The 25,772-nt window shown below is 56.0% G+C and carries 21 protein-coding genes; 14 read left to right on the top strand and 7 right to left on the bottom strand.

Features of this window, described 5'->3' with window-relative positions; translation table 11 throughout:
* The first annotated feature begins 292 nt into the window (after positions 1–292).
* The gene (locus H4J77_RS16450) at positions 293–1,492 is read left to right on the top strand and encodes a multidrug effflux MFS transporter (protein WP_123890988.1); all 1,200 of its coding nucleotides are present in this window, start codon (positions 293–295) and stop codon (positions 1,490–1,492) included.
* A gap of 85 nt (positions 1,493–1,577) precedes the next feature.
* Here the strand turns inward: H4J77_RS16450 and fabB are convergent, their stop codons facing one another.
* The 6 genes from fabB to H4J77_RS16480 all read right to left on the bottom strand — a co-directional run bounded on the left by fabB (position 1,578) and on the right by H4J77_RS16480 (position 10,534).
* The gene (fabB, locus tag H4J77_RS16455) at positions 1,578–2,795 is read right to left on the bottom strand and encodes a beta-ketoacyl-ACP synthase I (RefSeq protein ID WP_123890987.1); all 1,218 of its coding nucleotides are present in this window, start codon (positions 2,793–2,795) and stop codon (positions 1,578–1,580) included.
* Between the two features lie 11 nt (positions 2,796–2,806).
* Positions 2,807–3,322 carry a 3-hydroxyacyl-[acyl-carrier-protein] dehydratase FabA gene (fabA, locus tag H4J77_RS16460; RefSeq protein ID WP_123890986.1) on the bottom strand — a complete coding sequence of 172 codons (516 nt, stop codon included), beginning with the start codon at positions 3,320–3,322 and terminating at the stop codon, positions 2,807–2,809.
* Positions 3,323–3,706: 384 nt separating this feature from the next.
* The gene (locus H4J77_RS16465) at positions 3,707–5,260 is read right to left on the bottom strand and encodes a class I adenylate-forming enzyme family protein (RefSeq protein WP_123890985.1); all 1,554 of its coding nucleotides are present in this window, start codon (positions 5,258–5,260) and stop codon (positions 3,707–3,709) included.
* 177 nt (positions 5,261–5,437) lie between these two features.
* Positions 5,438–7,366: an ATP-binding protein gene (locus tag H4J77_RS16470; protein ID WP_182249492.1), complete on the bottom strand. Its 1,929-nt coding sequence runs from the start codon at positions 7,364–7,366 to the stop codon at positions 5,438–5,440.
* Positions 7,363–8,250 carry a hypothetical protein gene (locus tag H4J77_RS16475; protein WP_182249494.1) on the bottom strand — a complete coding sequence of 296 codons (888 nt, stop codon included), beginning with the start codon at positions 8,248–8,250 and terminating at the stop codon, positions 7,363–7,365. The genes H4J77_RS16470 and H4J77_RS16475 overlap by 4 nt, the downstream gene beginning before the upstream one ends.
* 97 nt (positions 8,251–8,347) lie before the next feature.
* The gene (locus H4J77_RS16480) at positions 8,348–10,534 is read right to left on the bottom strand and encodes a TonB-dependent siderophore receptor (RefSeq protein ID WP_182249496.1); all 2,187 of its coding nucleotides are present in this window, start codon (positions 10,532–10,534) and stop codon (positions 8,348–8,350) included.
* A 131-nt stretch (positions 10,535–10,665) separates the two neighbouring features.
* Here H4J77_RS16480 and H4J77_RS16485 point away from each other — a divergent pair, with 131 nt between their 5' ends.
* The 7 genes from H4J77_RS16485 (at position 10,666) to H4J77_RS16515 (ending at position 16,776) form a co-directional block, all read left to right on the top strand.
* Complete coding sequence (locus H4J77_RS16485) at positions 10,666–11,709, top strand: NAD(P)H-dependent glycerol-3-phosphate dehydrogenase (RefSeq protein ID WP_182249498.1); 1,044 nt, start codon at positions 10,666–10,668, stop codon at positions 11,707–11,709.
* 3 nt (positions 11,710–11,712) lie between these two features.
* Entirely contained in the window at positions 11,713–12,063 is a 351-nt protein-coding gene (locus H4J77_RS16490) for a DUF4389 domain-containing protein (protein WP_182249500.1), read from the top strand.
* Complete coding sequence (sixA, locus tag H4J77_RS16495) at positions 12,060–12,530, top strand: phosphohistidine phosphatase SixA (RefSeq protein ID WP_182249502.1); 471 nt, start codon at positions 12,060–12,062, stop codon at positions 12,528–12,530. Before H4J77_RS16490 ends, sixA begins: the two co-directional genes overlap by 4 nt.
* A 162-nt stretch (positions 12,531–12,692) precedes the next feature.
* Positions 12,693–14,372 carry an AMP-binding protein gene (locus H4J77_RS16500; protein WP_182249504.1) on the top strand — a complete coding sequence of 560 codons (1,680 nt, stop codon included), beginning with the start codon at positions 12,693–12,695 and terminating at the stop codon, positions 14,370–14,372.
* Positions 14,369–14,800, top strand: coding sequence for a hotdog fold thioesterase (locus H4J77_RS16505; RefSeq protein ID WP_182249506.1), 432 nt, complete (start codon positions 14,369–14,371; stop codon positions 14,798–14,800). Before H4J77_RS16500 ends, H4J77_RS16505 begins: the two co-directional genes overlap by 4 nt.
* 195 nt (positions 14,801–14,995) lie before the next feature.
* Positions 14,996–15,880, top strand: a complete 885-nt coding sequence (locus H4J77_RS16510) for an alpha/beta fold hydrolase (RefSeq protein WP_182249508.1) — start codon at positions 14,996–14,998, stop codon at positions 15,878–15,880.
* Positions 15,881–15,939: 59 nt separating this feature from the next.
* Entirely contained in the window at positions 15,940–16,776 is an 837-nt protein-coding gene (locus tag H4J77_RS16515; protein ID WP_182249510.1) for a DUF4892 domain-containing protein, read from the top strand.
* Between the two features lie 10 nt (positions 16,777–16,786).
* On the opposite strand, the gene H4J77_RS16520 is transcribed toward H4J77_RS16515, so the two are convergent.
* Entirely contained in the window at positions 16,787–19,210 is a 2,424-nt protein-coding gene (locus tag H4J77_RS16520) for a penicillin acylase family protein (RefSeq protein WP_182249512.1), read from the bottom strand.
* Between the two features lie 98 nt (positions 19,211–19,308).
* Here H4J77_RS16520 and H4J77_RS16525 point away from each other — a divergent pair, with 98 nt between their 5' ends.
* The 6 genes from H4J77_RS16525 to hemB all read left to right on the top strand — a co-directional run bounded on the left by H4J77_RS16525 (position 19,309) and on the right by hemB (position 25,547).
* Positions 19,309–20,298: a patatin-like phospholipase family protein gene (locus tag H4J77_RS16525; protein WP_123890973.1), complete on the top strand. Its 990-nt coding sequence runs from the start codon at positions 19,309–19,311 to the stop codon at positions 20,296–20,298.
* A 65-nt stretch (positions 20,299–20,363) separates the two neighbouring features.
* Positions 20,364–21,401, top strand: a complete 1,038-nt coding sequence (gene selD / locus H4J77_RS16530) for a selenide, water dikinase SelD (RefSeq protein ID WP_123890972.1) — start codon at positions 20,364–20,366, stop codon at positions 21,399–21,401.
* Positions 21,401–22,501: a tRNA 2-selenouridine(34) synthase MnmH gene (mnmH, locus tag H4J77_RS16535; RefSeq protein ID WP_182249514.1), complete on the top strand. Its 1,101-nt coding sequence runs from the start codon at positions 21,401–21,403 to the stop codon at positions 22,499–22,501. The genes selD and mnmH overlap by 1 nt, the downstream gene beginning before the upstream one ends.
* 183 nt (positions 22,502–22,684) lie before the next feature.
* Positions 22,685–23,446 (top strand): SDR family oxidoreductase, encoded by a 762-nt coding sequence (locus H4J77_RS16540; RefSeq protein ID WP_182249516.1) that lies wholly within the window; start codon positions 22,685–22,687, stop codon positions 23,444–23,446.
* Positions 23,447–23,620: 174 nt separating this feature from the next.
* Positions 23,621–24,391 carry an NINE protein gene (locus H4J77_RS16545; RefSeq protein ID WP_182249518.1) on the top strand — a complete coding sequence of 257 codons (771 nt, stop codon included), beginning with the start codon at positions 23,621–23,623 and terminating at the stop codon, positions 24,389–24,391.
* Between the two features lie 181 nt (positions 24,392–24,572).
* Positions 24,573–25,547, top strand: coding sequence for a porphobilinogen synthase (hemB, locus tag H4J77_RS16550; protein ID WP_182249520.1), 975 nt, complete (start codon positions 24,573–24,575; stop codon positions 25,545–25,547).
* Positions 25,548–25,772: the final 225 nt, after the last annotated feature.

Genomic DNA, 25,772 nt, shown 5'->3' on the forward strand with positions numbered 1-25,772 from the left:
AGTAAGAAGTGGACCATGCCGATCCGGGATTGGAAAGCAGCACTAAATCGCTTTACGATTCAGTTCGACGACCGCATGATGCCCCTGTAATCAACCCTACTGGTTACACAAAATTCAGTACACCCCCCAGGCAACAATCTGTTCCATTCGCTTTCACTGCTTTTCTGGCATCATACGCGATCGATATCTAAGCTGATGTCGTCCCTTTCTTTTGCTTTTAGCGCTGCGAATAAGTTCTGTTGCACAGACCTTTGCATACTTCTTCTGCGCGACCGCTTTTACGGATACCTGAATGCCTTTTTATATCCTGCTGATACTCGGTGCGTTGAGCGCTTTTGGTCCTTTGGCTATCGACATGTATCTGCCGGCTTTTCCGGCGATAGGTGAAGCGCTGAACGCGGATGCCGAGCAGGTCCAGTGGAGCCTTTCGGTCTATTTTCTGGGCTTGGCGAGTGGCCAGCTGGTGTATGGCCCGTTGGCAGATCGCTTTGGCCGACGCCTACCTCTGTTGTTTGGTGTGGCGCTGTTTTGCGTGGCGTCATTTGCCTGCGCCATGGCGCCAACGCTCGAGTGGCTGCTTGCGGCTCGTTTTGCTCAGGCCTTGGGCGGTTGTGCGGGTATGGTGGTCACGCGGGCTGTGGTACGCGACTTGTGCGCGCCTATTGATGCGGCCAAGGCATTCTCGCAGCTTATGTTGATTATGGGGGTTGCCCCCATTCTCGCACCATTGGCGGGTGGAGCCATGTTGAAGGTCGCGGGCTGGCCTAGTATTTTCTGGTTCCTGACGCTCTTTTCGGCGCTGTTTGCCCTTGCGGTGTACTTCTTTCTGCCAGAGACGCTGCCGGAAGATACGCCGCCTGCACGGCTTGGTAGTGCGCTGGGGCGCTACCTCGGATTATTGCGTGAGCCGGTGTTTATGTTTCATTCGCTTACCGGCGGGGTGGCCATGGCGGGTATGTTTGCCTATATCGCAGGCTCGCCCTATATCTTTATTGAAATGTATGGGCTGAGCGTAGATCACTACGCTTGGCTTTTTGGTGCTAACGCTGCTGGTTTTATTCTATTTGCGCAGCTCAACAGCCGGTTGTTGCGACATAACACGCCCTTGAGCTTGCTGAAGGGGACGACCGGCGTGTATTGCGCTGCAACAGTGACTTTGCTGGTGGTTGCGCTCTTGCACTCGCCCAATATCTGGCTATTTTTGCCGCCGCTGTTCTGCAGCGTAGCGGTGATATCCCTGGTCATTCCTAACGCCTCCGCGTGTGCGCTGGCGGGTCATGGCCATCAGGCTGGCGTGGCGTCAGCATTGATGGGAACCATGCAGTTTGCCATTGCCGGACTGACGTCAGCGTTGGTTGGTGTATTGCATGATGGTAGTAGTGTGCCTATGGCGCTGGTCATGGCTGGCTGCGGCGTGGTTACCGTGACTATGGCGTTTCTGGCCAGGCGCGCTTCTGCACGGGCACCGCAGCCTAACTGGGCCTCGCGTTAAGGAATGTCGACAGGGTAAAAATATCGATATTCGGGTATAAAAAAACGCCGCATAAATGCGGCGTTTTTATTAGTGCCAGCCTCTATCAGGCTGCTTGCCAGCGCTTCATGATCAGCGTGGCGTTGGTGCCACCAAAACCAAAGCTGTTGGACATGACCAGGTCGACGGCCTTATCCAGACGTTCACGCAGGATCGGCAGGTTGCCGGCATTCTCGTCCAGCTCTTCGATGTTGGCAGATGCAGCGAGGAAGTTGTCACGCATCATCAGCAGGCAATAAATTGCTTCCTGCACACCGGCAGCACCGAGTGAGTGACCAGACAGGCTCTTGGTCGAACTGATCTTTGGCGCGTTATCACCAAAGACTTCACGGATGGCTTTCAGCTCTGCAACGTCGCCTACCGGGGTAGAGGTGCCGTGAGTATTCAGATACTCGATGGCACCATCAACGGTAGCCAGTGCTTGCTGCATGCAGCGTATTGCGCCTTCGCCGCTAGGTGCGACCATGTCGTAGCCGTCTGAAGTCGCGCCGTAACCGACCACTTCTGCGTAGATCTTGGCGCCGCGCGCCAACGCGTGCTCCAGCTCTTCAACTACAACCATGCCACCGCCGCCTGCAATGACGAAACCATCGCGTTTGCTGTCGTAAGCGCGTGAGGCTTTTTCCGGCGTGTCGTTATACTGCGTAGAGAGCGCACCCATGGCATCAAACAGCATGGTCTGTGACCAATGCTCTTCTTCGCCGCCGCCGGCAAAGACGATGTCCTGCTTGCCGAGCTGGATCAGTTCTGCTGCATGTCCAATACAATGCGCGCTGGTGGCGCATGCGGAGGAGATGGAGTAGTTCACGCCCTTGATCTTGAAAGGGGTCGCGAGACAGGCGGATACAGTGCTACCCATGGTACGCGGCACACGATACGGCCCAATCTTCTTCACGCCTTTTTCGCGCAGGATATCAACCGCTTCCATCTGGTTCAGTGTGGAAGCGCCGCCGCTGCCGGCAACCAGGCCGGTACGTACGTTGCTGACGAGCTCTTCGCCCAGGCTTGCATCGGCAATGGCCTGCTGCATGGACAGGTAGGCATAAGCCGCTGCATCACCCATGAAGCGCTTGACCTTACGGTCAATGGCCGCATCCAGATCGATTTCGACCGAACCGGAAACGTGGCTGCGCAAGCCCATTTCTGCGTATGAAGGGTTGAAACGAATGCCTGGCTTGCCGGCTTTCAGGCTGGCAGCCACGCTTTCTAGGTCCTGGCCAAGGCAGGAAATAATACCCATGCCGGTAATCACGACGCGACGCATAGTGATAATCCTCAGAAACTGTCGGTAGATGTAAACAGACCTACGCGCAAACCTTCAGCGCTGTAGATCTCACGTCCATCAACGGCCATGGTGCCATCGGCAATGCCGAGGGTCAGGGCACGATTGATGGTGCGCTTGATATTGATAGTGTAAGTGACTTTCTTGGCGGTAGGCAGAACCTGGCCAGTGAATTTGACTTCACCTGAGCCCAGCGCGCGGCCGCGGCCTTCATAGCCCAGCCAGCCCAGATAGAAACCAACCAGTTGCCACATTGCATCCAGACCCAAGCAGCCTGGCATGACGGGGTCACCTTCAAAATGACAGGCAAAAAACCAGAGATCAGGATTGATATCCAGTTCGGCGACGATTTCGCCTTTGCCATACTTTCCGCCGGTTTGGCTGATATGAACGATACGATCCATCATCAGCATATTGGGGGCGGGGAGTTGCGCGTTACCGGGGCCGAACATTTCACCACGGCTGCATTTGAGCAGCTCTTCCCGGGAGTACGCATTCTGTTGTGTCATAGAGGCTCCTGCTCTTCCCCTGTTACGGGGCGCTATAAATTCGGCTTGACCTGATATTCAGGCAACATCTGAAAAAGCGCGCTGTGAGAAGCCAACATTGCTAGATCCTGTATTAAGCTATTGCTCTATTCTTACGAAATAAAGTCAGTGCTGATCAAGACTCTTGTTCTTCTGTTCTCATGTTGCAGCGTTTTCAGATGTTTCCTGGCGCTATCGGGCCAGCGTAAAGTCAGACTGTATGCCTGACGATAAAGTCACAACTGTCGCTCTTAACCTGTGCAAAGAGGCGTTGAGGATACCCGCGATGACGTCCGAGGAAAAGGTTCTCTCTCCTCGGGCATCTTGTGGTTTTGCAAAATGGCAGGTTTTTACTAGCGATGCGGATTATTTCAGTACGCCAAACTCGGCCTGAAAAATGTCGCGTAGCTCGCGCTTGAGCACCTTGCCGATGGCGCTGCGCGGCAGCTCATCAGTAATAATGACACGGTTCAAACGTTGGGTTTTACCGACGCGGGCATTGAACCATTCAAGGACGCTCTCAGCGCTGACGTCAGCATTAGGCTTGGGTACCACATAGCCGACCGGGGTTTCGCCCCAGCTGGTGGACGCTACGCCAATCACGGTCACATCCAGCAGTTCTGGATGCTGGCGCAGTTCTGCTTCCAGGTCACTTGGGTAGATGTTGAAGCCGCCGCTAATGACCATGTCTTTCTTGCGGTCCATCAGCGTCAGGAAGCCTTCCTCATCGAAGCGGCCAACATCGCCAGTGCGGATGAAGCGCTTGCCAGTACTGTCATACCATTCGGCTTCGCTGGTTTTTTCCGGCTTGTTTAAATAGCCGGTCATCATCGCCGGCGAGTTGCCAACTACTTCGCCGATCTCGCCATGCGGCAGCTCGTTGCCGTCCTCGTCAATCACGCGCATGTCATGCCCCTCTGAGGGCATACCCACGGTGCCGAGTTTGGTCGGGTGCAGGTGGGCAGGCAAAATACAGGTGCCGCCACCTTCGGTCATACCGTAAAACTCAACCAGGCCACCGGGCCAGCGGTCCAGGATGTCTGCCTTGAGCGCCGCATGGAAGGGAGCGCTGGTACTGAACTTCATGATGAAGCTGGACAGGTCGTACTGGTCAAAGTCGTCACGCGCCATCAGACGTTGATACTGCACTGGCACCAGCATGGTATGGGTGATCTTGTGCTCCTGTGCGAGGCTCAGGTAGCGTGCGGCATCAAATTTGGCCATGAGTACAACGGTGCCACCTAACCCCAACGTGGGCAGAAAAGAGACCAGTGTTGTGTTGGAGTAGAGCGGGGTAGAAATCAGGGTGCGCGCGTCAGGGCCATAGTCGAAGACCAGGGCACGTTGGATATGCGACCAACGCATGCCATGTGATTGCACAATACCTTTTGGCTCACCGGTGGTACCGGACGAGTAGATGATGTTGAAAACCAGCTCCGGTGCGAGTTCGACTGCTGTTGGTTTGGCGTCGGCTAGCCACTGGCTATAACCGTGCTCACCGACACTGTTATCCAGACTATAAAGCGCGGGCTGGATGCGCTCGCGTACACCGCCGATGGCATCACGCACATCCGCGTCGACAAAGAACAGCTTGGCTGCGGAGTCAGCTAGCATGCCGAGCAGGCTTTCTGGAGTAGAGGATGGTGCCAGTGGTGCGACTACCACACCGGCCCTCAGCGCGCCGACAAAAAGGACCGCGTAGTTGATCGAATTGGCTGCACAAACCGCAATCGCCTCGCCCGGTAACACACCATCACGTTGCAGTGCGGCAGCTACGCGATCGGCCTCTGCGTTTAGCTCGCCGTAACTGAGGCGTCTTGTACCCTCTATCAGTGCAGGGTGTTCAGCGCGCTCAAGAGCATGAGTGGCGATCAGTTCAGGTAGTGTGCTGTAGGGTGATTCGAGAGTGATTGTTGACATTGTTGTGCGCTCGTATGACTGGATCGGGGCACGACGCCTTGCGGTACACGTGCTGCCTGATAGCAGAACCTGACGCTCAGGGTCGAAAAAAATGAGCCCTAGTGTCGCGATATTCGCTATTCGAATCCAGCGCTGGCTGGTCTAGGCGCAGAGCAGAATGGTGCAGGATCAACGCGATCAATGATCTGCTGTTTGAGACCAGTGGCTGACTGCCTCAAATAGCGCTTGTCGGCTCACCGGCTTGCTCAGAAAATCCTGCATGCCGGCTTCTTCGCAGTGTCGCCGGTCCAATTCAAAGGCGCTGGCGGTAAGTGCAATACAGGGTATGGGAAAGCGCCCTTCGTTTTTGCATTGCCCGTGGTACCGGCGACAGACTTCAAGTCCATTGGTATCCGGCAGGTGGATATCCATCAGAATCATGGAGTAGCGATCAGGTTGGCTGGCAAGTAACTGGAGTGCCTGTTCACCTGAGCTGGCGATATCAACCTGGATCTCGAAGCCGTGCAACATGCCTTCGATCACCATTTGATTGACTGGATTATCTTCCACCAACAGGACCGGTTTGTCGGGGCGATCATGATCACTGGTCTGATTTTGCTCGCAGCTTTGTTCTCCTTGATGGCTGAGCTCCAAAGGAATATTGAAGCTAAAGTGCGAGCCTTTACCTTCCGTACTCAGAGCGCTCAGCTCACCGCCCATTTTCTCTACAAAGGTACGTGCTATGGACAGCCCCAGCCCGGTTCCACCGAAGCGCCGTGAGGTGCTGGAGTCGGCCTGCTGAAAGGCATCAAACATGCTTTCGAGGCGTTCCGGGGCGATGCCAATGCCGGTGTCTGTTACCTCACACTCCAGCCAGAGCCGGTTGCTGTCGTACAGGTTCCAGCTGGCTGCAACAGTGACATTGCCTTGTTCGGTAAACTTCAATGCATTGCCAATCAGGTTAACCAGAATCTGCCTAATGCGGGTAGGGTCGCCCTGTACTTCAGTCCATTGAGTGTCGCCTTGCACCCGGGTTATGAGCTCCAAGCCCTTTTGCCTCGCCGTGTGCTCAAACACATTTACCGAAGAGCTGATCAGTTGCGGCAGGTTGAACGGAATTTTTTCCAGTTCGAGTACGCCACGCTCGATGCGGGAGAAGTCGAGGATATCGTTGATCACCTTGAGCAGGTGGTCGGTCGACTCGCCGGCGATATTGACGTATTCGCTTTGCTCGCTGCTCAGGTCGGTAGTCTCCAGTAGCTGCAGCATCCCTAGCACGCCGTTCATTGGTGTGCGTAGCTCATGACTCATCATGGCGAGAAATTCCGACTTGGCACGGTTGGCCCCCTCAGCCTCTTCACGTGCGCTGACCAGCTGCTGCATTGCCTGCTGTTGTTGCGTCCTGGAGCGTTCCAGGGTTTCGGCCAGGCTGTTGATATTGCGCATCAGTTGTCCGACCTCATGCTCATCGGTGACCTCCAGCCGGGTGCTGAGTTGCCCTTCCTGCAGTTTGTGGACGGCCAGTCCCATACGTGCCATTGGGTTGGCTAGTGCGCGCGCGAGGCGGATGGCCAGAAACAGTGTGGCGATCAATACGAGTGTGGCCAGGCCGGCCGTTTTCAGCAGAATGGCATGCTGGCGTTCAACGAAGGCTGCGTTGCTCAGACCAACATGTACCTGACCGAGGTAGCTGAGTTCGTCCTGAGGTTCGCTGATCGGTACGTCGAGCAGAAATAGATCGTTTTGCAAGGTGATACGCTGACGCATAATGTCGGCGACAAAGACCTGCAGGCCACTACTGGCGTTGCTTTTGGCGTTCTGCTTGCTGAGCATCAGTAGCGGCTGGCCGGTGCTGTCATACACCTCGACGTAGCGTACGTGCGGCATGTTGAGTGTGCCTTGCACCAGACTCTCCAGCGTGCGCAGGTTGCCACTAATTACGCCGTACTCGGCGGCGGGTGCAAGCTGGTCGGCAATCAGTTGTCCGGTTAACTGTAATTCGCGGTTGACGTCGTCCAGCCGCGCGCTGGTAAATACCGTGAAACCTACCCCAGCCATCAACATCACCGGCAGGGTAGCAATGAGTATCAACCGGCTGAAAATAGTGCCGTGCTGCAGAAAACTCATGGTGATTGCTCCAGCTCAGTCAGCAAGTGACGGAGCGTTTCGTCATCAGGTTCTGGCAAGCCCAGAGAGCGGGCCACTTGTGCGTTGCTCAATACCGAAAAATAAGCGGGGTAGGTAACCTCGCCCGGCAGCTGATCCTGTTGCAGTAGTAAGGCAACGCTGTGGGCCATGTCTCCCGGTGTGCTGTACGTTGTGCTAAGGCTGCCGGCTTCAATGAAAGGCGCACTTGGCCCTATGAGCACCTTGCTGCGCGAATAGCTGGTGAGCAGTATGGTTTTGAGGTTGTCGGCATTGTAGATGCCGGGGTCGTCGAGGCCGATGAGTACATCGGCTGTATCTAACACTTGCAGCAGGTCTCTGGTCAGGTTGGATGGGCGCTTAACTATGACGCTGTATAGCCGCAAGTCGCTTTGCTCTGCTGGATAGGTCCATTCGGCATGGGCGCTGCTTTGTTCTTCGCTATAAAGAAAACCGGCGACTCGTAACCTTGGTACCAGGATTTTTGCCAGGCGCAGTTGGCGGATTGGCTTGGGGTTGGCGAGCAGGGTGGTCAGATAGGCTGGCAGTGGCTGCGAGGGGAGGGCATGTCGGTTCAGATAGGCGGCGATGCTAGGCGTTTGCAAGCCTGACTGTAAGCGCCAGTTCAGCATATCTTTGCCGAGTGTAATGATGATGTCCGCGCTGGTTGCATCGGTTGCCGGGGTGACTGAAACCGTTACCTGGTCCTGTGGCAGCTTTGTCCGCAGTTCGGCTACAAATTCATTAATCAGTGGGCTATCGGCCGCAGGAGCGGCAACAAGAATGGCACGAGCAGATGCGCTGGCTGAACATAACACCAGTAACAGCAGTAACAGCAGGCAAAAGGCTCTAGCGCCAAATCTCATTTCAGCATAAGCCGCAGCTGGTAATCATTAATCATAGTGACGTTCCTTGTCGGTTTTGCTTTCGCGCCTTGCCGGGTGCTGGGCCGCCCCGGCTTGCTCAAAAGTGTAGTTCAGCACTCAGGTAGTAGTGGTTCTGGCTTTCGTACCTGTTTTCGTCCCATGTCAGCGGCTCGTCGTCCAGGCGATGCTGCAGTACCAGGGCCAGGTTCAGGTGGCTACGCTGCCCGAGCGCGAACTCTTTTTCCAGCCGAGTATCCACACGTTCAAAGCGGCGCTCGTTAAGTTGGTCCGCGCCGTAATAGATCAAGCTGCTTTCAATACCTGCGGGCCATGAGCGAATCCATGCGGCGCTACCGGAATTACGGGCTGTGAGACGTTGGTCGAGCTTGCTGCTGGCTTCGAAGTCAACGTAGGCGTACGTCAGCCGAAAGCGGTCGGCATAGGTGGCACGCCAGTCGATCTGAGCTTCAGCGCCTTCAAACTCGGCAGATGAGTCGTTATTGGGGTAAAAGTCAGTCAGCTTTAGCGGCTCACTGTTCATGCCCGTAATACGCTCCTGAAACACGCGCAGATCTACGGACACGCCATAACGGTGGTTGGTTCCGTTATAGCCAATCTCACGTGAGCGCATGGTCTCGGTATCAAGGTCCCCAGGGCCAACGGCGGTGGCGTAATAGCTTTGTGGTCCGCTTACTGGCCCACTGATGTTCTTCAGGTTATAGGTCCAGTTGATGTTGTTTTCGTACATGTCAGGTGTGCGTACGGCTTCTGAATAGACGAACCTGAGGCTGTGCAGTGGGGTGATGAAGTAGTGCATTGCTACTCGCGGCGAAAACGCATCACCCACCAGTTGGGAGTCTTCGTACATGCCGCCGAATTGAAATAGCCAGCGATCATGTGGACGGTACTCAGCGTTACCAAAAGCCTGAATAATGGCGTTGTCGACAGTGCCACCGAAGAAAGTCTCGGATTTGACCCTGTCCTGACGATAGCTGGCGCCGCTGACAAAGCGCAGTTGCTCGTTTAGACGGAAGGTATCCTGAACCTCAAGGTGATAGCGGCTCTCGCGTATGTGTTGATCAATGTCGAAACAGGCGGGTTCACTGTCCACATATTGTTGGCGCTCCTGCAGTATCCTCTCGCCCAGATCGCCAAGATAGTCGTAATACTGACCGTACATGAAGTCGTTCATGTAGTTGCGTAGACCGCCCGCTACGTCGTGACTCATATAGCGGCTGACCCGCCTCGCGGCGAGCGGACTCAGAGCAGAAAGCTCGCGTAGCGTCGGTGAGAAGACCAGTGGGCTGTCACAGGCGCGGAAGTCGCTCAAACGCTCCATATGCTGACCGTAGGCGAGAATCTGTACGCTATGGTTTGCCGATAGGTCGGTTTTCCAGAGGCCCTGCACAACGTAATCGTGGCCACGAATATCAGAGTCGGGTTGCCATTCGTCGATCAATTGATCAAATTGTCCCAAGGGTTGCTTGGCGGCGCCCAGGAAAGGGCTGTAATCGTAGTAACTTTGGCGACTGGTTTCGCTGGCAGCCAGCTGCCATTCAATCGTGTTGGATGCATCCACCTGGAAAGCGCTGCTCAGGTTGACGCGCGTTAGGCGCTTGCCATCTCGATATTCCTGGCCGGGTTCTTCGTAGAAGTCGAAGCCTTCATCTGCCATGCCGGACAGCGTCAGGCGGGTTTGGCTGTTTTCGGTGCTAAAGCCCTCGCGCGCTAACCAGTCATTAACTCCGCGCGTGCCTTTGGTGAGCTTGAATGTGGTGCCCAGCGTGTCACGCGGGTGGCGGGTGATGATGTTGATCACCCCCATCAGGGCGTTGGCACCGTAAGCGGCGGTGTTTGGCCCGCGAAAGACTTCGATACGATCGATATCTTCAACCGCAACCGGTATTTCAGCCCAGTCTACTGTGGCAAAGCCTGGACGGTAGACCGAGCGCCCATCAATTAGTACCTGCAGGCGCCGCGCTTCGGTAACGTTGGTGCCGTGATAATTGACGTTTATCTGATTGCCGCGACGGTAACCAATCATCATGCCCGGTACTAACCGCAGAATCTCCGGAATGTCTCTGGCGCCAGTGGCGCGAATCAACTGGCGGTCGAGCACCGTCATACTGCCAGGCACCTCCGCAGGGGCTTGCTTGAGGCGGGTTGCGCTGAGGACTTTGGGCAATTCGAGATCATCAAGCAGCGGATCCGTTGAAGCCTGCAGGCTTGCTGGCAGGCCCAGTAGTGTAATTCCTGCCAGAAGTGTGACGCGGTAGGTGGACATATAAAGAGGCTTTGTGAGTTCTTCTTCGGTGCCTCATCTTAACCGTCGTAACAGGTTTTTCCACTGCTGAATCGCTGTTATTGTCAGGCAGGCTTATACTGGCCCCGGAAAATCTGATTAAAGGATGTTGAATGACCGATTCCAAAGCGGCTGTCTGCGTACTCGGTGGAGGCAGTTTCGGCACGACGTTGGCCAATTTGATGGCCTGTGAAGGGCAGCAGGTAACACTCTGGTTACGTGACCGGGAAGTTGCCGACCATATTCGCGACGAGCAGGAAAATCCGCGCTACCTGCCGGGTTTCAAGCTGGATCCTCGGTTACAGGTATCAACCGACATTGAGGCGACCATTGCGGCTGCTGACTTGGTCTTTCTGGCTATTCCCAGCGGCGCTTTTCGCAGTGTGCTGCAGGAGATTGGTCCCAAGCTCGCTGGCAAGAAAGTGGTCAGCACCACTAAGGGGATCGAACAGCCCGGTTTCCTGATGATGAGCCAGATCGTTGAGCAGGAAGCGCCGCAGGCTCGCGTTGCCGTGCTCTCAGGTCCTAATTTGGCCAAGGAAATGGCCGCCGGCGAATTGACTGCAACCGTCATTGCCAGTGAAGACCAAGACCTTTGTATTTCGGTACAGGACGCCTTGGGCAGCCAAAATCTTCGGGTCTACGCCAGCCAGGATCGCTATGGCGTTGAACTCGGTGGCGCGCTGAAAAATGTCTACGCGATTATCTCCGGCATGGCGGTAGCGCTGGGTATGGGCGAGAACACCAAGAGTATGCTGATTACGCGGGCGTTGGCTGAAATGACCCGTTTTGCTGTGCACATGGGCGCCAACCCGATGACCTTTCTCGGGCTTGCAGGCGTCGGCGATCTGATTGTGACCTGTATGTCGCCGCAGTCGCGCAATTTTCGGGTTGGGCATGCACTGGGCAAAGGCGAAACGCTGGAAGAAGGTGTCGCTCGGCTTGGCCAGGTGGCAGAGGGTGTTAACACGCTAAAAACCCTGAAGCAGAAAGCGGACGAAGAGGGCGTTTACATGCCGCTGGTTGATGGGCTGTATGCCATCGTTTTTGACAAGCTGCCGCTGGGGCAGGTGATCAGCAAGTTGATGTCGGCAGAACAGAAGCACGATGTTGAGTTTGCGGCCGTTATGAGCACCACACCTAACAAGGAGTCATAAGTTATGCACGCGTTTAAAGAGTCTCTTTGTTCGGCCGATTTCTGGTTGCGTTTGCTTTATACGTTTTTATTCATGCTGGTTTGGCAAGGTGTTGAGATACTGCTGGCGCTGCTGGTGATTATTCAGATCATCGCGCGCCTATTTACTGGCAATGCCAATGATGATGCCAAAGCATGGGGCGAAAGCGCCTCCCTGTACGCTTGCCAGATCGGCCGTTACGTCACCATGGCAAGCGAACAGAAGCCCTGGCCTTTTATGGAGTGGCCAAAGCCACAGTCAGCGCCTGAACCCATCATAAAGCCCGCCCCGAGCGAGCCGGAGATAACGGCGGAGCCCCGTGAGCCAACGCCATGAGGCTCTGGGTTTTGCGTCATGGGCAGGCTGCTGCGCAGGCCGCCAGTGATGCTCAGCGCCCGTTAACTGGCGCAGGCGAAGCTGAGGTGCGGGCTATGAGTACTTTGCTCAAGGGGCAGCCCTTGGGCGCGATTCTTGCCAGTCCCTATGTGCGGGCGCAGCAGACCGCTGCGCTGATGCGTGAGGAACTTGGCTTCGCCCAGGATGTGGGAACTGCTCCTTGGTTAACGCCCGATGATCAGCCCGGTGAGGTCATCGATTTTTTATCCGAGCGCACAGAGAGTGAGCTGTTACTGGTATCGCATCAACCTCTGGTAAGTCAGTTGGTCAGTCTGCTGGTGCATGGGCACCGCGCTGAGCATTATCCCATGCCGACGGCTGCACTGGCCTGTATTGATATGGACTTTGTCGCGGCCGGGCTGGGCAATCTGGTGCAGCTCAGCGTACCCGCCGATTTGTCGCGCTGATATAACTCTATTCTCATCTGGTGGGCTGTGCCTTAGCCTGTGTGTTAGGACCTTGTGGTGAGGTGTTTGCATGGGATAGTGTTCATTCGAAAGGGTGATAACTTCTCAGCACGTGATGTCATTCCAACAATAATAATTAGTTAGAGTCACGAGGGCACATTAATGAGCGCCTTAACTAAAGCGCCTGCAACGGCACTGGAAGCATTTCTGCGCCAGGAAAGTCTGCAGGCGGACAGAATCTATTTGATTCAACCTATGCCTAATGGTGAGGTTGTTGAGTTGAGCTGGCGCGAGGTTGGCGATCAGGCACGGCGCATGGCGAGTCATTTGAAGTCGCTGTCGTTTGCACCTGGTAGCCAAATTGGCCTGCTGTCCAAGAACTGCGCCCACTGGATAATCGCTGACCTGGCTATCTGGATGGCCGGGCATGTATCGGTTCCACTGTATCCCACCCAGACTGCTGATAGTACGCGACAGGTGCTAGAGCATTCAGATACCTGCGCGGTATTTATTGGCAAGCTGGACGACTGGCAGAACATACGTGGCGGCGTGCCCCTGGATATGCCCTGGATTGGGTTGCCGCTGGCGCCGGATGACGACAACATTACCCCCTGGCAGTTGTTGCAGGATAGGAACGCTGCGCTCGAAGCGATCGCCACGCCGACCGAGGATCAACTCGCCACCATCGTTTACACCTCAGGCACCACGGGCATGCCCAAGGGCGTCATGCTTAGTTTTGGCAGTATGTATCTGTCGGCCAACAACGGTTTGCGGCTATTCAATATCAGTGCCGAGGACCGCTTGCTGTCTTATCTCCCCATGAGTCATGTGGCTGAGCGACAATTCATCGAAATCGCGTCCCTACTCTCAGGTCAGCAGGTCTATTTCGTCAACAGTGTGGCGACCTTCTTTGATGATGTGCGACGGGCCAGACCTACGGTATTTTTTGCCGCTCCGCGTATCTGGGAACATATCAAGAATTATGCGCAGCAGCGCAACGCCTCTGTCTGGTCTCGTCTGCAAATGAGGCTGCCGGTGCTGTCGGCTGGCAAGTCGCGCCGCACGCTGGCTGATTTGGGGCTTGATCAGGTGCGTTATGCTGTTTGTGGTGCAGCGCGCATCAACGCGGGTCTGGTCGCCTGGTTTGCCGAACGTGGCATGCAGATAGTAGAGGCATACGGGATGACTGAGAACTGCGGTTACTCGCACCTGGGGCGCCCGAAGAAGATCAAGTCGGGTTATATCGGCCTGCCTAACCCCGGCGTGGAGTGCCGTTTATCCGCCGAAGGTGAAGTGCTGGTGCGCAGTCGGGCGTTGATGTTGGGTTACTACAAGGATCCGCAGCGCACGGCAGAGGTAGTTGATGATGAAGGCTTTCTGCACACCGGCGATCTTGGCGAGATTGATCAAGACGGTTTTCTGCGGCTGACGGGGCGCACAAAGGATATATTTAAAACCTCCAAGGGCCGTTACGTGACGCCTGTTCCGATCGAAACCTTACTGCTCGATCATCCGCTTATTGCGGATGCCTGTGTAGTGGGGCATGACCTGCCACAGCCGCTGGCGTTGATCAGGCTGCGCGCTACTGCAGACTCACATGAACTCCTTAACCGTCAGCTTGATACGCTGCTGCAGGGGATGAATGCGACACTGCAGCGCAGTGATCGGCTGGCATGTCTGGTTGTAGTGAGTGAAGAGTGGACGGCTGAGGAAGGTTTTAGAACCGCCAATCACAAGCTGAAACGCAACGTGGTAGAAGCAACTTATCAGGGCCAGCTGCAGCACTGGCTGGTTTCCGGCAATACAGTGGTCTGGCAGCAAGACGATAAGGAAACAGCATGAGTGAAATCTGGTTTGGCAAAGTCGATTTGGCCGCATTGAACGCACCCAAAGAGGATATCAATACCCTGTTGGATGTGAGGATCGAGGACTATGGCGACGACTGGATAACGGCCAGCATGCCGGTTGATAAGCGAACCCATCAGCCCTACGGTATCCTGCATGGGGGTGCATCGGTAGTGCTGGCCGAGTCCTTGGGCAGCATCGCCTCTTACCTGTGTATCGACAGCAGTCGGTTTTACTGTGTGGGGCTTGAGGTGAACGCCAATCATTTGAAAGCCGTCAAGAGTGGCCGGGTCACGGCCATTGCCAAGCCGGTTCATCTGGGCCGTACTACCCACGTCTGGGATATTCGCTTAAGCAACGAAGAGGGCGCGCTTACCTGTATCTCTCGCCTGACCATGGCCGTGGTGCCGGTCAAGGCCGCCTGACTGTTTGGGTTGTGACGCCAGGTCATAACCCTTCAACACCTTTCCCTACCTGCTCTTGTCGAATCAATACGCTAACCTTTCGTTGACCTGATCTATGCCGCTGCATTCACGGCTGGTGTGCTTGATTGTCGCGAGCCCATGTAGCCTTTAGATTGGCTCAAACAAGATCATGCCTAGAACCTGAACGGATAACAGATGACATTGACCAGCCGCGAAGTACGTTTCTCTCTGCCCTCACTTGAAGTCGCCGGTAAAGTCTGGGGTGAGCCCGGCGGCATCCCCGTTATTGGTTTGCATGGCTGGCTGGATAACGCAGCGACCTTCGATCATATTGCGCCCGCGCTAAAAGGCGTGCAGCTGGTGGCTCTGGACCTTCCGGGGCACGGCCTCTCGGATCACCTGCCGATGGCGGGTTACAGCTTATGGCAGCAGGCCTCGACGGTATTACAGGTGGCAGAAGACCTGGGTTGGGAGCGCTTTGCTCTGCTCGGTCACTCGATGGGAGCAATTATCAGTGGCATCCTTACCGGCAGCTTGCCTGAACGTATCATTGGCGCGGCTATGATCGACGGGCTAATGCCCTTTACCTCCGAACCCGATGATGCGCCAAGACAAATGGCGCGGTTTTTTACCTCCAGCCTGGCCGTCGGCAATAAACGCAAGCCAGTGTATGACAGTGTTGAAAAAGCCATTTCCGCGCGGGTGTTGGGCGGCACTACGAGCATTGCCCGCGAGGCCGCCAGCAGTCTGGTAGAGCGCGGCCTGATGCCGGATCACGGTGGCTGGACCTGGCGCACTGACCCGCAACTGATGTTGCCGTCACCACTGCGCTTTACCAATAAGCACGCCGAGTCGTTCATTGAAGCGATCAGCTCGCCAGCCATGCTGGTGCTTGCCAACCAGGGTGTCATGCACAAACATCCACAGGTGCTGGATCGTATTGAGCGCTTCAAGCACATCCAGTTACATAAAATGGATGGTGGTCATCACTTGCATCTTGAGGCGCAAGCGCCCGATGTAGCGGCCTTGCTCAATGATTTTTATGCCGCCTTACCCAAGGTGGATAGCAGCGCGCCCTGACCGTGGCTGCGTAAACCGAGTATGCTGTGGTTTGATCAGCCGCTGCATCAAGGAATCCTATGTCTGTGCGTCATTTCCCTCTGCTTGGATCATCCATCGCCTGCCTGCTGTTAAGTGCGGCGGTGGTCGCGGACGAGGCGTTTGACCAGTCCCTCAGCATTCAACCGTTTAGTCATGCCAGCTCGGTTGAGCAAAAGCTGATCCCTGATGCTGAGCATAAGGTCATGATTGGCAGCGTACGCCGGATCAACAACCAGCTGCGGGCCGAGCGAGAGGTGCGAGCTACCGGCGAGCTGCTCCGCGCTACCTGGCAGGTACATGATGGTTATGAGCCTGAGGAAGCCTTCAGAGATGCGTTGCGACAACTGACCGAGGCACCGCATACCTTGCTGTATACCTGCGAGGGGCGGGAGTGCGGCAGTAGCAGTCTGTGGGCTAATCAGGTGTTCAATAACGCGCAGCTGTATGGTCCCGAGGACGATCAGCGTTATCTGGCGTTACGCCTGGACAGCGAGCCTCAGCGTTTTATCTCGTTGTACTCCATTACCCGTGGCAACAAGCGCAGCTACCTGCATATGGATCAGTTCACGCCGACTGAAGCGGTTACTGAAGCCTTGTATCCCACGCCCATCACCTTGCTCAAGGTGCTCAAGCGCGAGGGGGTGATATTGTTGCCCGCGTTGGATATGAGCAAGCCAGACGCTGAGCCAACGACCGAGTGGTTGAGACTCCTGGTGCGTATGCTGCGGACCGATTCGCTATTGCGAGTCAGCATCGATGGCCTTGATGCACCAGCATTGGTTGAGGCGCTGAAGGTCGGCGGTATCCGCGATCAACGTCTCAACGTTGGCGAGCCAACGCCGGAGCAGGGCGTAAAGATTACGCGTATTCGCTGAGCAACACGGCTCAGCGCTCTGGCGCACTTGCTGGGCTAATGAGCAGTTTGTCGGGCAGCGCCTGTATCGAAAGCCAGTCGAACAGCTGGGTGCGATAGCGCCCCTCGTTGTACATGTCTGCCTGATCAAGGGCGTGGTCATCCAGCGGATTACCCGACTGGCCCAGCGGGTTGATACCCAGCGTGGCGTTAACGTCGGCCAGATCGATCAGGCGGCGGGTGGATGGCCCGGACTTCACTTGATAACGCGCGCCGCCGGTATTGAAAGCCATGTTGTTCAGGGTTTCGTTACCACCGTTGACGGCAACCGGATCAGGGTTGAGGTAGCGGCCAAAGGGAATGCGGCTTGCTAGCGCGTGTTCAGGCTGCAGGCTTGCCAGGCGGGACCATTGCCATTGTTCGGGCTGTTCGCCCAGATCTTTGACCAGACCTTCTACTGCTTTGATCCAGGCGTGGGTAATCGCCGCCTGACGACCATCCATGCTCGGGTTTTGGCGGTTGTCCCACCAGGGTGAGGTGGGCTTCCAATACAGCTGCGTCAGGGTCTTGCTGGCCAGATAGGTATCACGGAAAAAACCAAAACGCTCACCCATTTCGTCGGCAAAGAGTGCGGCGCTTAGCTCGTCACGCCAGCGCTGAAACAGGCTGGCGCCTACGCTGTCCTGCTGATAACGGCCATCCCATTGCGCCAATAGCTCGGCGGCTTTGGCAGCGGGTGCACGCAACTCGGCACTGAACAGGTTGTAGTCAAACAACGGCATGGCATCTTGCACCATGGCGAGTGCCTGGGGGCGTTGATCGTCCAGCTGCATTGCCTTGAACTGCGACAGGTCAAAGGCTTCGTCCTGCTCCAGCAGAGCCTGCAAGCGCTGCGCGCGTTCGGTGGGTGCGTAGTAACCGGGCAGACTGCGGCGTACGTTGGTCTCTGGGTAGGGATTATTTGTGCTGAACAGATAACCCGAGCGTGGGTTCACTATCTTCGGGTTGCTGGTAAAGGGCTGATAGCCACGAAATTCATCACGGCCAGAGCCGCCATTGAGCAAGGTGAAGCCGTTGCTGCTGGTGGGCCAGCGTTTGAGTTTGCCAATGGCCCACATGGCGATATTGTCGTCTGTGTCGGCGTACAGCAGATTCAAGCCGGGCGCGCTATGAGCCGCCGCTGCTGCTTCAAACTCGGCCATGGACTGCGCTTGGGTAAAGCCATGGAATGCCTTGGCGGAGTCATTCTCTGGATCAAGAAAGGTCCAGAACAGGCTGACAGGCTGGCGCTCGAGGCTGCCGGGCAGGTCGTTGATAATGGGGCCGTGGCGGGTGCTACGGGTTTTGATCAGGCGGTCTTCCTGGCCGCGAATCTTGATCACCTCTTCATGTTGGGTGAAGTCTTCCCAGTGATCGGTAGCCCAGACCTGGTCGGGATTGTCGGGGTTGACCCGCTCGCGATAAAAGTCGAGATCGTCATTCATCAGCATGGTCAGGCCCCAGGCGTGATGCCGTGTCTGGCCCAGCAGGGGAAAGGGAATGCCGGCCAGAAAGTGACCGTAGACTTCATTCTCCGGAGTGCGCAGATGGGCTTCGTACCATACGGCCGGCACCGAAAAACCAATATGCGGATCGTTGGCCAGCAAGGGTGCCCCGCTGGCACTGCGGCTACCCTTTACTGCCCAGGCATTGCTGCCAATGAACTGTCCTGCCGGGAAATCCTTCTCCACAGCCGATATTTGCTCCAGCAGTGGTCGCAGCAGCTCTATATAAGGTTGCCCGGAGGAGCGTGCTGGCGGCAACTGGTCTGGCCAGCTGGGCACCAGATCCTTATAGTGACGCTCGCTCAGGGTGCCGCGAATATGATCTACCAGTACATCGGTCTTGAAAGCTTCGGCGAAGGAGTAGGCCATGTAGCCCATGATCTGGGCGATATCCTCGGTGGTGAAATAGTCGGGACTGGCCATCAGCAGGCGGTATTCAAGCGGTCGGCCGCCTTGATCGATATATTGGTTTATACCGTCTTGGTAGGCGTGCAGGAGTTTGACGTGTGGGCTGTCGGGCTCGGCGTCCAGCCGCTTGGCGTAAGCACGGGCTAATCGATTGATGCCCAGGGTACGGAAGAAGCGGTCAGTGGCAAAGGATTCAGCACCAAAGAGCTCAGACAACCGGCCACCACCGACGCGGCGTAACATGTCCATCTGAAATAGCCGGTCCTGCGCATGTACGTAACCCAGTGCGCGGTAGGCATCCTCTTCGCTTTGTGCATCTATATGCGGAACGCCCCAGGCGTCGTAGTAGACTGAAACCGGTTGTTGCAGATTGCCCAGTTGCAATTCGCCATTGCGTTGCGCCTGAGCGCTCTGCAGTATCCAAATGGCCGCCAGCGCGATGAGTGCCAAGAGCAGAGCAATAGAGAAGAGTATTTTTATAGGTATGGAAAGACGCTTGATCACGGGGTGCCTTGTGCCGCAGGAAATCATCACGGCATCATGCGCAGAGTGACCATGAACGTCAATCGGGATTAACCAAATTGCGGGGGAGCCAACATCTTATGGGGCAGCGAGTAGCATTGGTGCTGGGCAGCGGCGGTGCACGTGGTTATGCGCACATTGGCGTGATCGAGGAGATCGAACGGCGTGGTTATGAAATTTCCTGTATCGCTGGTTGCTCTATGGGCGCCGTGGTGGGTGGTATTCATGCGGCTGGCTACCTGAAGGAGTATCGCGACTGGGTTTCCGGGCTGGATTACCTGGATGTTATCCGGCTGCTGGATATCGGTTTTGGCAACCTCGGCGCCATTCGTGGCGAACGGGTGTTTGGTCGTATCCGCGAGATCGTCGGTGAGATCAATATCGAGCAGCTGAATATCCCCTTTACCGCTGTGGCGACGGATCTCACCAATCAGCAGGAAGTCTGGTTCCAGCAGGGCTGCCTGCATCAGGCCATGCGCGCCTCTGCGGCCATTCCCAGTCTGTTCTCGCCGGTACGTCAGGGGAGTCGTGTGCTGGTTGATGGTGGTCTGCTGAACCCCTTGCCGATCGTGCCCGTGGTGTCTTCACATTGCGACCTGATCATGGCCGTCAACCTGAATTCCAGTGAAAATGACGGCTACAGCATGCCCGTTGTTGAGCGCCCGGCACCTATTCGGCAGCAATGGGATCAATGGATGACGGCACTTAAGCCTAACTGGCTGGGACGAAGAGGCGAAGAAGAGGAGGAGGGCGATGCTATCGCCTTGCTGACCGCAGAGCACGAGCCTGCAGAAGCCCCGCATTCAAGGGAAGAGGATCAGCTGGCGCCAGTCGAAGTAGATGCCACACCGGGGCCAGCCAGCATGCTCGAGCTGGTCAACCTGTCGTTTGAGGCCATGCAGTCATCTCTGACCCAATACAAGATTGCCGGCTATCCACCGGATGTATTGATCAACGTGCCCAAGCGTTTGTGCCGGTTTTTTGAGTTCTACCGCGCGCCAGAGTTGATTGAACTGGGCCGTATGGTTGCCAGCGATACACTGGATCAGTTCGAGCGTCGCGGGCGCTGAGTCATAGGCGCAAGGGCTATCGGCTGGTAGAATCGCCAGCTATATGATTCTGCCGGAGAGCCTGCATGACCCAGACAGTGCGATTGACCGAATACAGCCATGGTGCCGGTTGCGGCTGCAAAATAGCCCCCAAGGTGCTGGATGAAATGCTATCGGTCGGTCAGCCTGGCCCAAGCTTTGAGCGGCTTTGGGTCGGTAACGACAGCCGCGATGATGCGGCTGTTTTTGGTTTGGATGCCCAGCAGGGGATCGTCAGTACCACCGACTTCTTTATGCCCATCGTTGATGATCCCTACGACTTCGGGCGTATCGCCGCCACTAACGCTATCAGTGACATCTACGCCATGGGCGGTACGCCCCTGATGGCGATTGCCATTTTGGGTTGGCCGGTCAACCTGTTGCCTGCCTCGGTTGCGGGCGAAGTTTTGGCTGGTGCACGTCAGGTTTGCACTGATGCGGGTATGCCCCTGGCCGGTGGCCACTCGATTGATGCGCCGGAGCCGATTTTTGGCCTCGCCGTTACCGGCAGCGTGATGCGGCAGCATCTCAAGCGTAATGATCAGGCACGCGTTGGCGCGCAGCTGTTTCTTACTAAGCCCCTGGGTATCGGCATTCTTACCACCGCGGAGAAACAGAAAAAACTGCGTCCGGAAGACGTGGGCGTCGCGCGGGATCTGATGTGCACGCTGAACAAGGTCGGCCAGCGCTTTGCTACCTTGCCGGGCGTGCAAGCCATGACCGACGTCACGGGCTTCGGCTTGTTGGGGCATCTGGCTGAAGTAGCCGAAGGCTCCAAGGTGAAAGCACGTATCCACGCCGATCGCATCCCACGCATTGCCAGCGTGGATTACTACCTTGAACAGGGCTGCATCCCCGGCGGCACGCTGCGCAACTTTGACAGCTACGGCCACAAGATAGCGCCGCTACCCGAAGGCCAGCAGCACCTGCTGTGCGACCCGCAAACCAGTGGCGGGTTGCTGGTGGCCGTGGCACCGGAAGCAGTCACCGAGTTTCTGTTGCTGGCGCAGGAAGAAGGCCTGGCGCTCGAGGCCATCGGAGAGTGCATAGAATCAGATGGCGGTCCTTGGGTTGAGGTCATTTGATGCGCGATAACACCGCCGATTTTCGCCAGTTGTTTTTATCGGATGTACCACTGATGGATGTGCGCGCGCCGGTGGAGTTTGCCAAGGGCGCGTTTCCAGCCTCACGTAATCTGCCGCTGATGAATGACACTGAGCGTCAACAGGTGGGGACGACCTACAAGCATAGCGGCCAGGAGGCGGCGATCGCGCTGGGCCATAAACTGGTTGGCGGTGATACCAAGGCCGCGCGAGTTGAGGCCTGGATTGAACAGGTCAAGGCCAATCCGCAAGGCTATCTGTATTGCTTTCGCGGTGGCCTGCGCTCGCAGATTATGCAGCAATGGCTAGCTGATGCTGGCGTGCAATATCCGCGAGTTGTCGGCGGCTACAAAGCCATGCGTCGCTTCCTGATAGACACGTTGGATCAGGCGGTCGAGGAAGTACCGCCGGTTCTGGTTGCGGGTTTGACCGGCACGGGTAAGACCGAAGTCATTGCCGCGCTGAATAACAGCCTGGACCTGGAAGGCCACGCTCATCACCGCGGCTCCAGCTTTGGACGCCACGCCACGCCGCAGCCTACGCAGATCGACTTTGAAAATCGCTTGTCAATCGAAGCGCTCAAGGTGCGCGCTGCGGGCGCGCAACGGTTGGTGCTGGAAGATGAAGGCCGTATGGTAGGCAGCTGCACCGTCCCGCTGGAAGTCTATAACGCCATGCAGGAGGCTCCGCTGGTATGGCTGGAAGACAGTCAGGAGAACCGTATTAGCCGCATTTTAGCCGACTACGTTACGTGCATGCAGACGGAATATGCACAGGTAAACGCCGAGCCTGAGCACGCCTTCAGCGCTTTTGCCGACTACCTCACGGAGAGCCTGCTACGCATTCGCAAGCGCCTGGGTGGGGAGCAGCATCAGCAGCTCGATGCACTGATGAGGGAGGCGCTGGCAGAGCAACAACGCAGCGGCGATGTAACCCTGCACCGGGAGTGGATAAAAGGCCTGCTGGAAAATTACTACGACCCCATGTACGCCTATCAGGCTGAAGCCAAGCAGGCGAGGGTGGTGTTCTCCGGCAATCATGCCGAGATTGTTGAATACCTGGCAGACCTGGAAACGCGTTAACGCCATTCTGACTGCTTTGGTGCTCACTTTTGTTTGCCAAACAGCGTGGATGAATATCAGCAAGCAGCATGTTGCCTGAACAAAGCCGCTGATTCAGTCGAATCCTGACCAAAAGCATTGTTATTATCTGGCTATCCTTGGGCTGCTTAGGCGGCCCATCACGGTAGTCAGGAGATAATAACAATGAGCAGTGAGTTTTCCGGCAAGGTAGTACTGGTAACAGGAGCCGCAGCGGGCATTGGCATGGCGACCGCAGAGGCCTTCGCCGCCGCAGGCGCGCGGGTTATTGCCTCTGATGTCGACGTTGAAAACGGCGAGATCGTGGTGCAGAGCATTACTGCCAGCGGTGGGGATGCCGTGTTTATCCCCTGCAATGTCGCTGACGCCGAACAGGTCCAATCCCTTGTTAACCAGATTGAAGCTGACTACGGCCGCCTTGACTGCGCTTTCAATAACGCGGGTATCGAGATCGAGCGCGGCAAATTGGCCGACGGCGACGAGGCCGTGTTCGACCGCATCATGGACGTCAACGTTAAAGGCGTCTGGCAATGCATGCGCTTTGAAATACCCTTGATGCTGAAAAGCGGCGGGGGAGCTATCGTCAATACCGCCTCAGTCGCCGCACTGGGCGCCGCGCCCAAAATGAGCATCTACGCTGCCAGCAAGCACGCCGTGCTTGGCCTCACACGTTCTGCTGCAGTGGAATATGGCAAGCAAGGCATTCGCGTCAATGCCGTCTGCCCCGCGGTAATCGACACCGAAATGTTTCGCCGCGCCGCCGCGATTGAGCCACGCAAAGCCGAATTTGCTGCCGCTATGCACCCGGTAGGTCGTATCGGCAAAGCCGAGGAAATCGCCGCCGCGGTTTTGTATCTCTGTTCTGACGGCGCGGCCTTCACCACGGGTATCGCCTTGCCAGTTGACGGCGGTAGCACCTGTATCTGAATGCTAGGACACATCGTGTGCAATAGGTTTGAGTGAGACCTTTTTGAACCTGTGGGCACCTTGAATGATTAGGCGGTATTAGCGCTCAGGCAGGAACGCGGTATTTTTCCACGGGATTGCCTTGGCGCTCTGCCGGTTGATGGCGCAATTAAAATTATAAATAAAGGAAGAGGTATGAGCATGGATGGTCACGGAGCTGATGTGCTTCAAGGTGGTATGGTTTCCTGCAGCGCTTGTAAAAAAGATATTCATAGTAGTGCCGCTGTGTGTCCGAATTGCGGATTGCAAAGACGATCTTCTCGATACAAGAACAAGTTTGTCGCGGCTTTTTTTGCGTTTTTTCTAGGCGCTTTCGGTGCCCACCGTTTCTATCTGGGGCAGTGGTGGGGCTTGTTTTATTTGTTGTTTTTCTGGCTCTGGTTACCGGGGCTGGTTGCGTTTGTGGAGTTTATCTATTTTCTCGTCTGTGATTCGAAAAAATGGGATGAGAAATACAATGAGGGGATGCCTGCCGGACCGAACGAGCGCGTCAGCGGTGGGCTGATCGCCGTGCTGATGGTGTTCAGTTTGTTTTTCTTGATATCCATGATTGGCATCTTAGCGGCTATTGCTCTTCCCGCTTACCATGAATACACAGTCCGCGCCAAGCTGGCTGAGTCACATAATGCTGCCCGTGTCGTGATGCAAGGCGTAGAGCTGTATGTGAATGAAAATCGGCAGTGGCCGTCAGCGCTTGCTGATATTGAGCTATACGCCGATATTGAAACGCCGTTGGTGGAATCAGTGATAGTTAGGCCAGAGGTTGTGTACGTGCAACCAAGTCAGGCGGTTGGGGTGGAAGGTGCGATCATCTATGTGGCCTCTGCGACGGAAGCCGGTATCTCCTGGAGCTGCAAGGAATCCACAGTCAAGCCGCAGTATCTGCCACCGGAATGCAGACCTTAGCGCTCGCTGGCGTGGGATGATCGCCAGCGCACACCCGGTAGTCTGGTAGTGAGTATGATCTCTTGCTGATGTGTTGAAACCGTTCATAGCGGCATAAGGTCGCGTAGGGTGACTGGGGCTCATCTCGTTCCCACTCGGCGTTATACTGTGCCGGTATTTCTCATGTTAATCAGGAGCTCTCATGTCGGCACAGTTTCCACAGGCCCGCCTTCGTCGCTTGCGCTCAAGCGACGCCCTTCGCACCTTGGTGCGTGAAAATTCGCTGAGGGCGGAGCATCTGGTCTATCCCATCTTTGTCGAGGAGGATACGGACGAGTACACCCCTATTGAGGGTATGCCAGGTCAATATCGTATTCCGGAGAGCAAGCTGGGAGAAGAGGCCAAGCGCCTGGCGGCACTGGGGTTAAAAAGCATCATGCCGTTCGGTATTTCCCATCACAAGGACGAAACCGGCAGTGATGCCTTGCGCGAGGACGGGATGGTGGCGCGTATGGTGCGTATCATCAAATCAGCCGTACCGGACATGGTCGTTATTCCCGATATCTGTTTCTGTGAGTACACCTCCCATGGTCACTGCGGTATTTTAAAGGGCGAGACCGTCGATAACGATCGCACGATCAAGAGTCTGGGTATTCAGGCAGTTCAGGCTGCAAAGGCCGGCGCCGATATCATTGCCCCGTCGGCGGCGCAGGATGGTCAAGTGTTGGCTATCCGTGCTGCGCTCGATGAGGCTGGTTTTACCGACATCCCCATCATGGCCTATTCCACCAAGTTTGCTTCGGCGCTTTATGGCCCGTTCCGCGAAGCCGCGGGTACCGAACTCAAGGGGGATCGTAAAACCTACCAAATGGATCCAATGAATCGCCGAGAAGCGCTCCGCGAGTCGCTGGCAGACGAAGCAGAGGGGGCTGATTTTCTGATGGTCAAACCGGCGTTGGCTTATCTTGATGTGATGGCCGACATCCGGCGTAATAGCCTGCTGCCGCTAGTGGCCTACCAAGTGAGCGGGGAGTACGCGATGATCAAATTCGCTGCACAGCAGGGCGTAATTGACGAGTCCGCCGTGGTGCGTGAGACCCTTGGCTCTATGCGTCGCGCGGGTGCTGACCTCATCATGACGTACTTTGCGCCGCAGCTCCTGGAAGAAGGGCTTTAACGTCTCGGCGGCACACTGTGTTTTTGAAGTGCTTTTGCCGTCGCGGTGCCTGATTTTTTTAGTGTCATGCCATAAATGAGTGACAGAGCCAAAAGCGGGTGTACGACTCAAGAACATGGGTAACAGTTCTATTCAAATACATAGGTAACACATTGCTTAAATAGTGAGCACCTGACAGGAGGTGCTCATGCCTTGGCGAGAAGTGAAACCTATGGACGAACGTGT

The sequence above is a fragment of the Pseudomonas sp. 5Ae-yellow genome (assembly GCF_014077575.1).
Classification (GTDB): domain Bacteria; phylum Pseudomonadota; class Gammaproteobacteria; order Pseudomonadales; family Pseudomonadaceae; genus Halopseudomonas; species Halopseudomonas neustonica.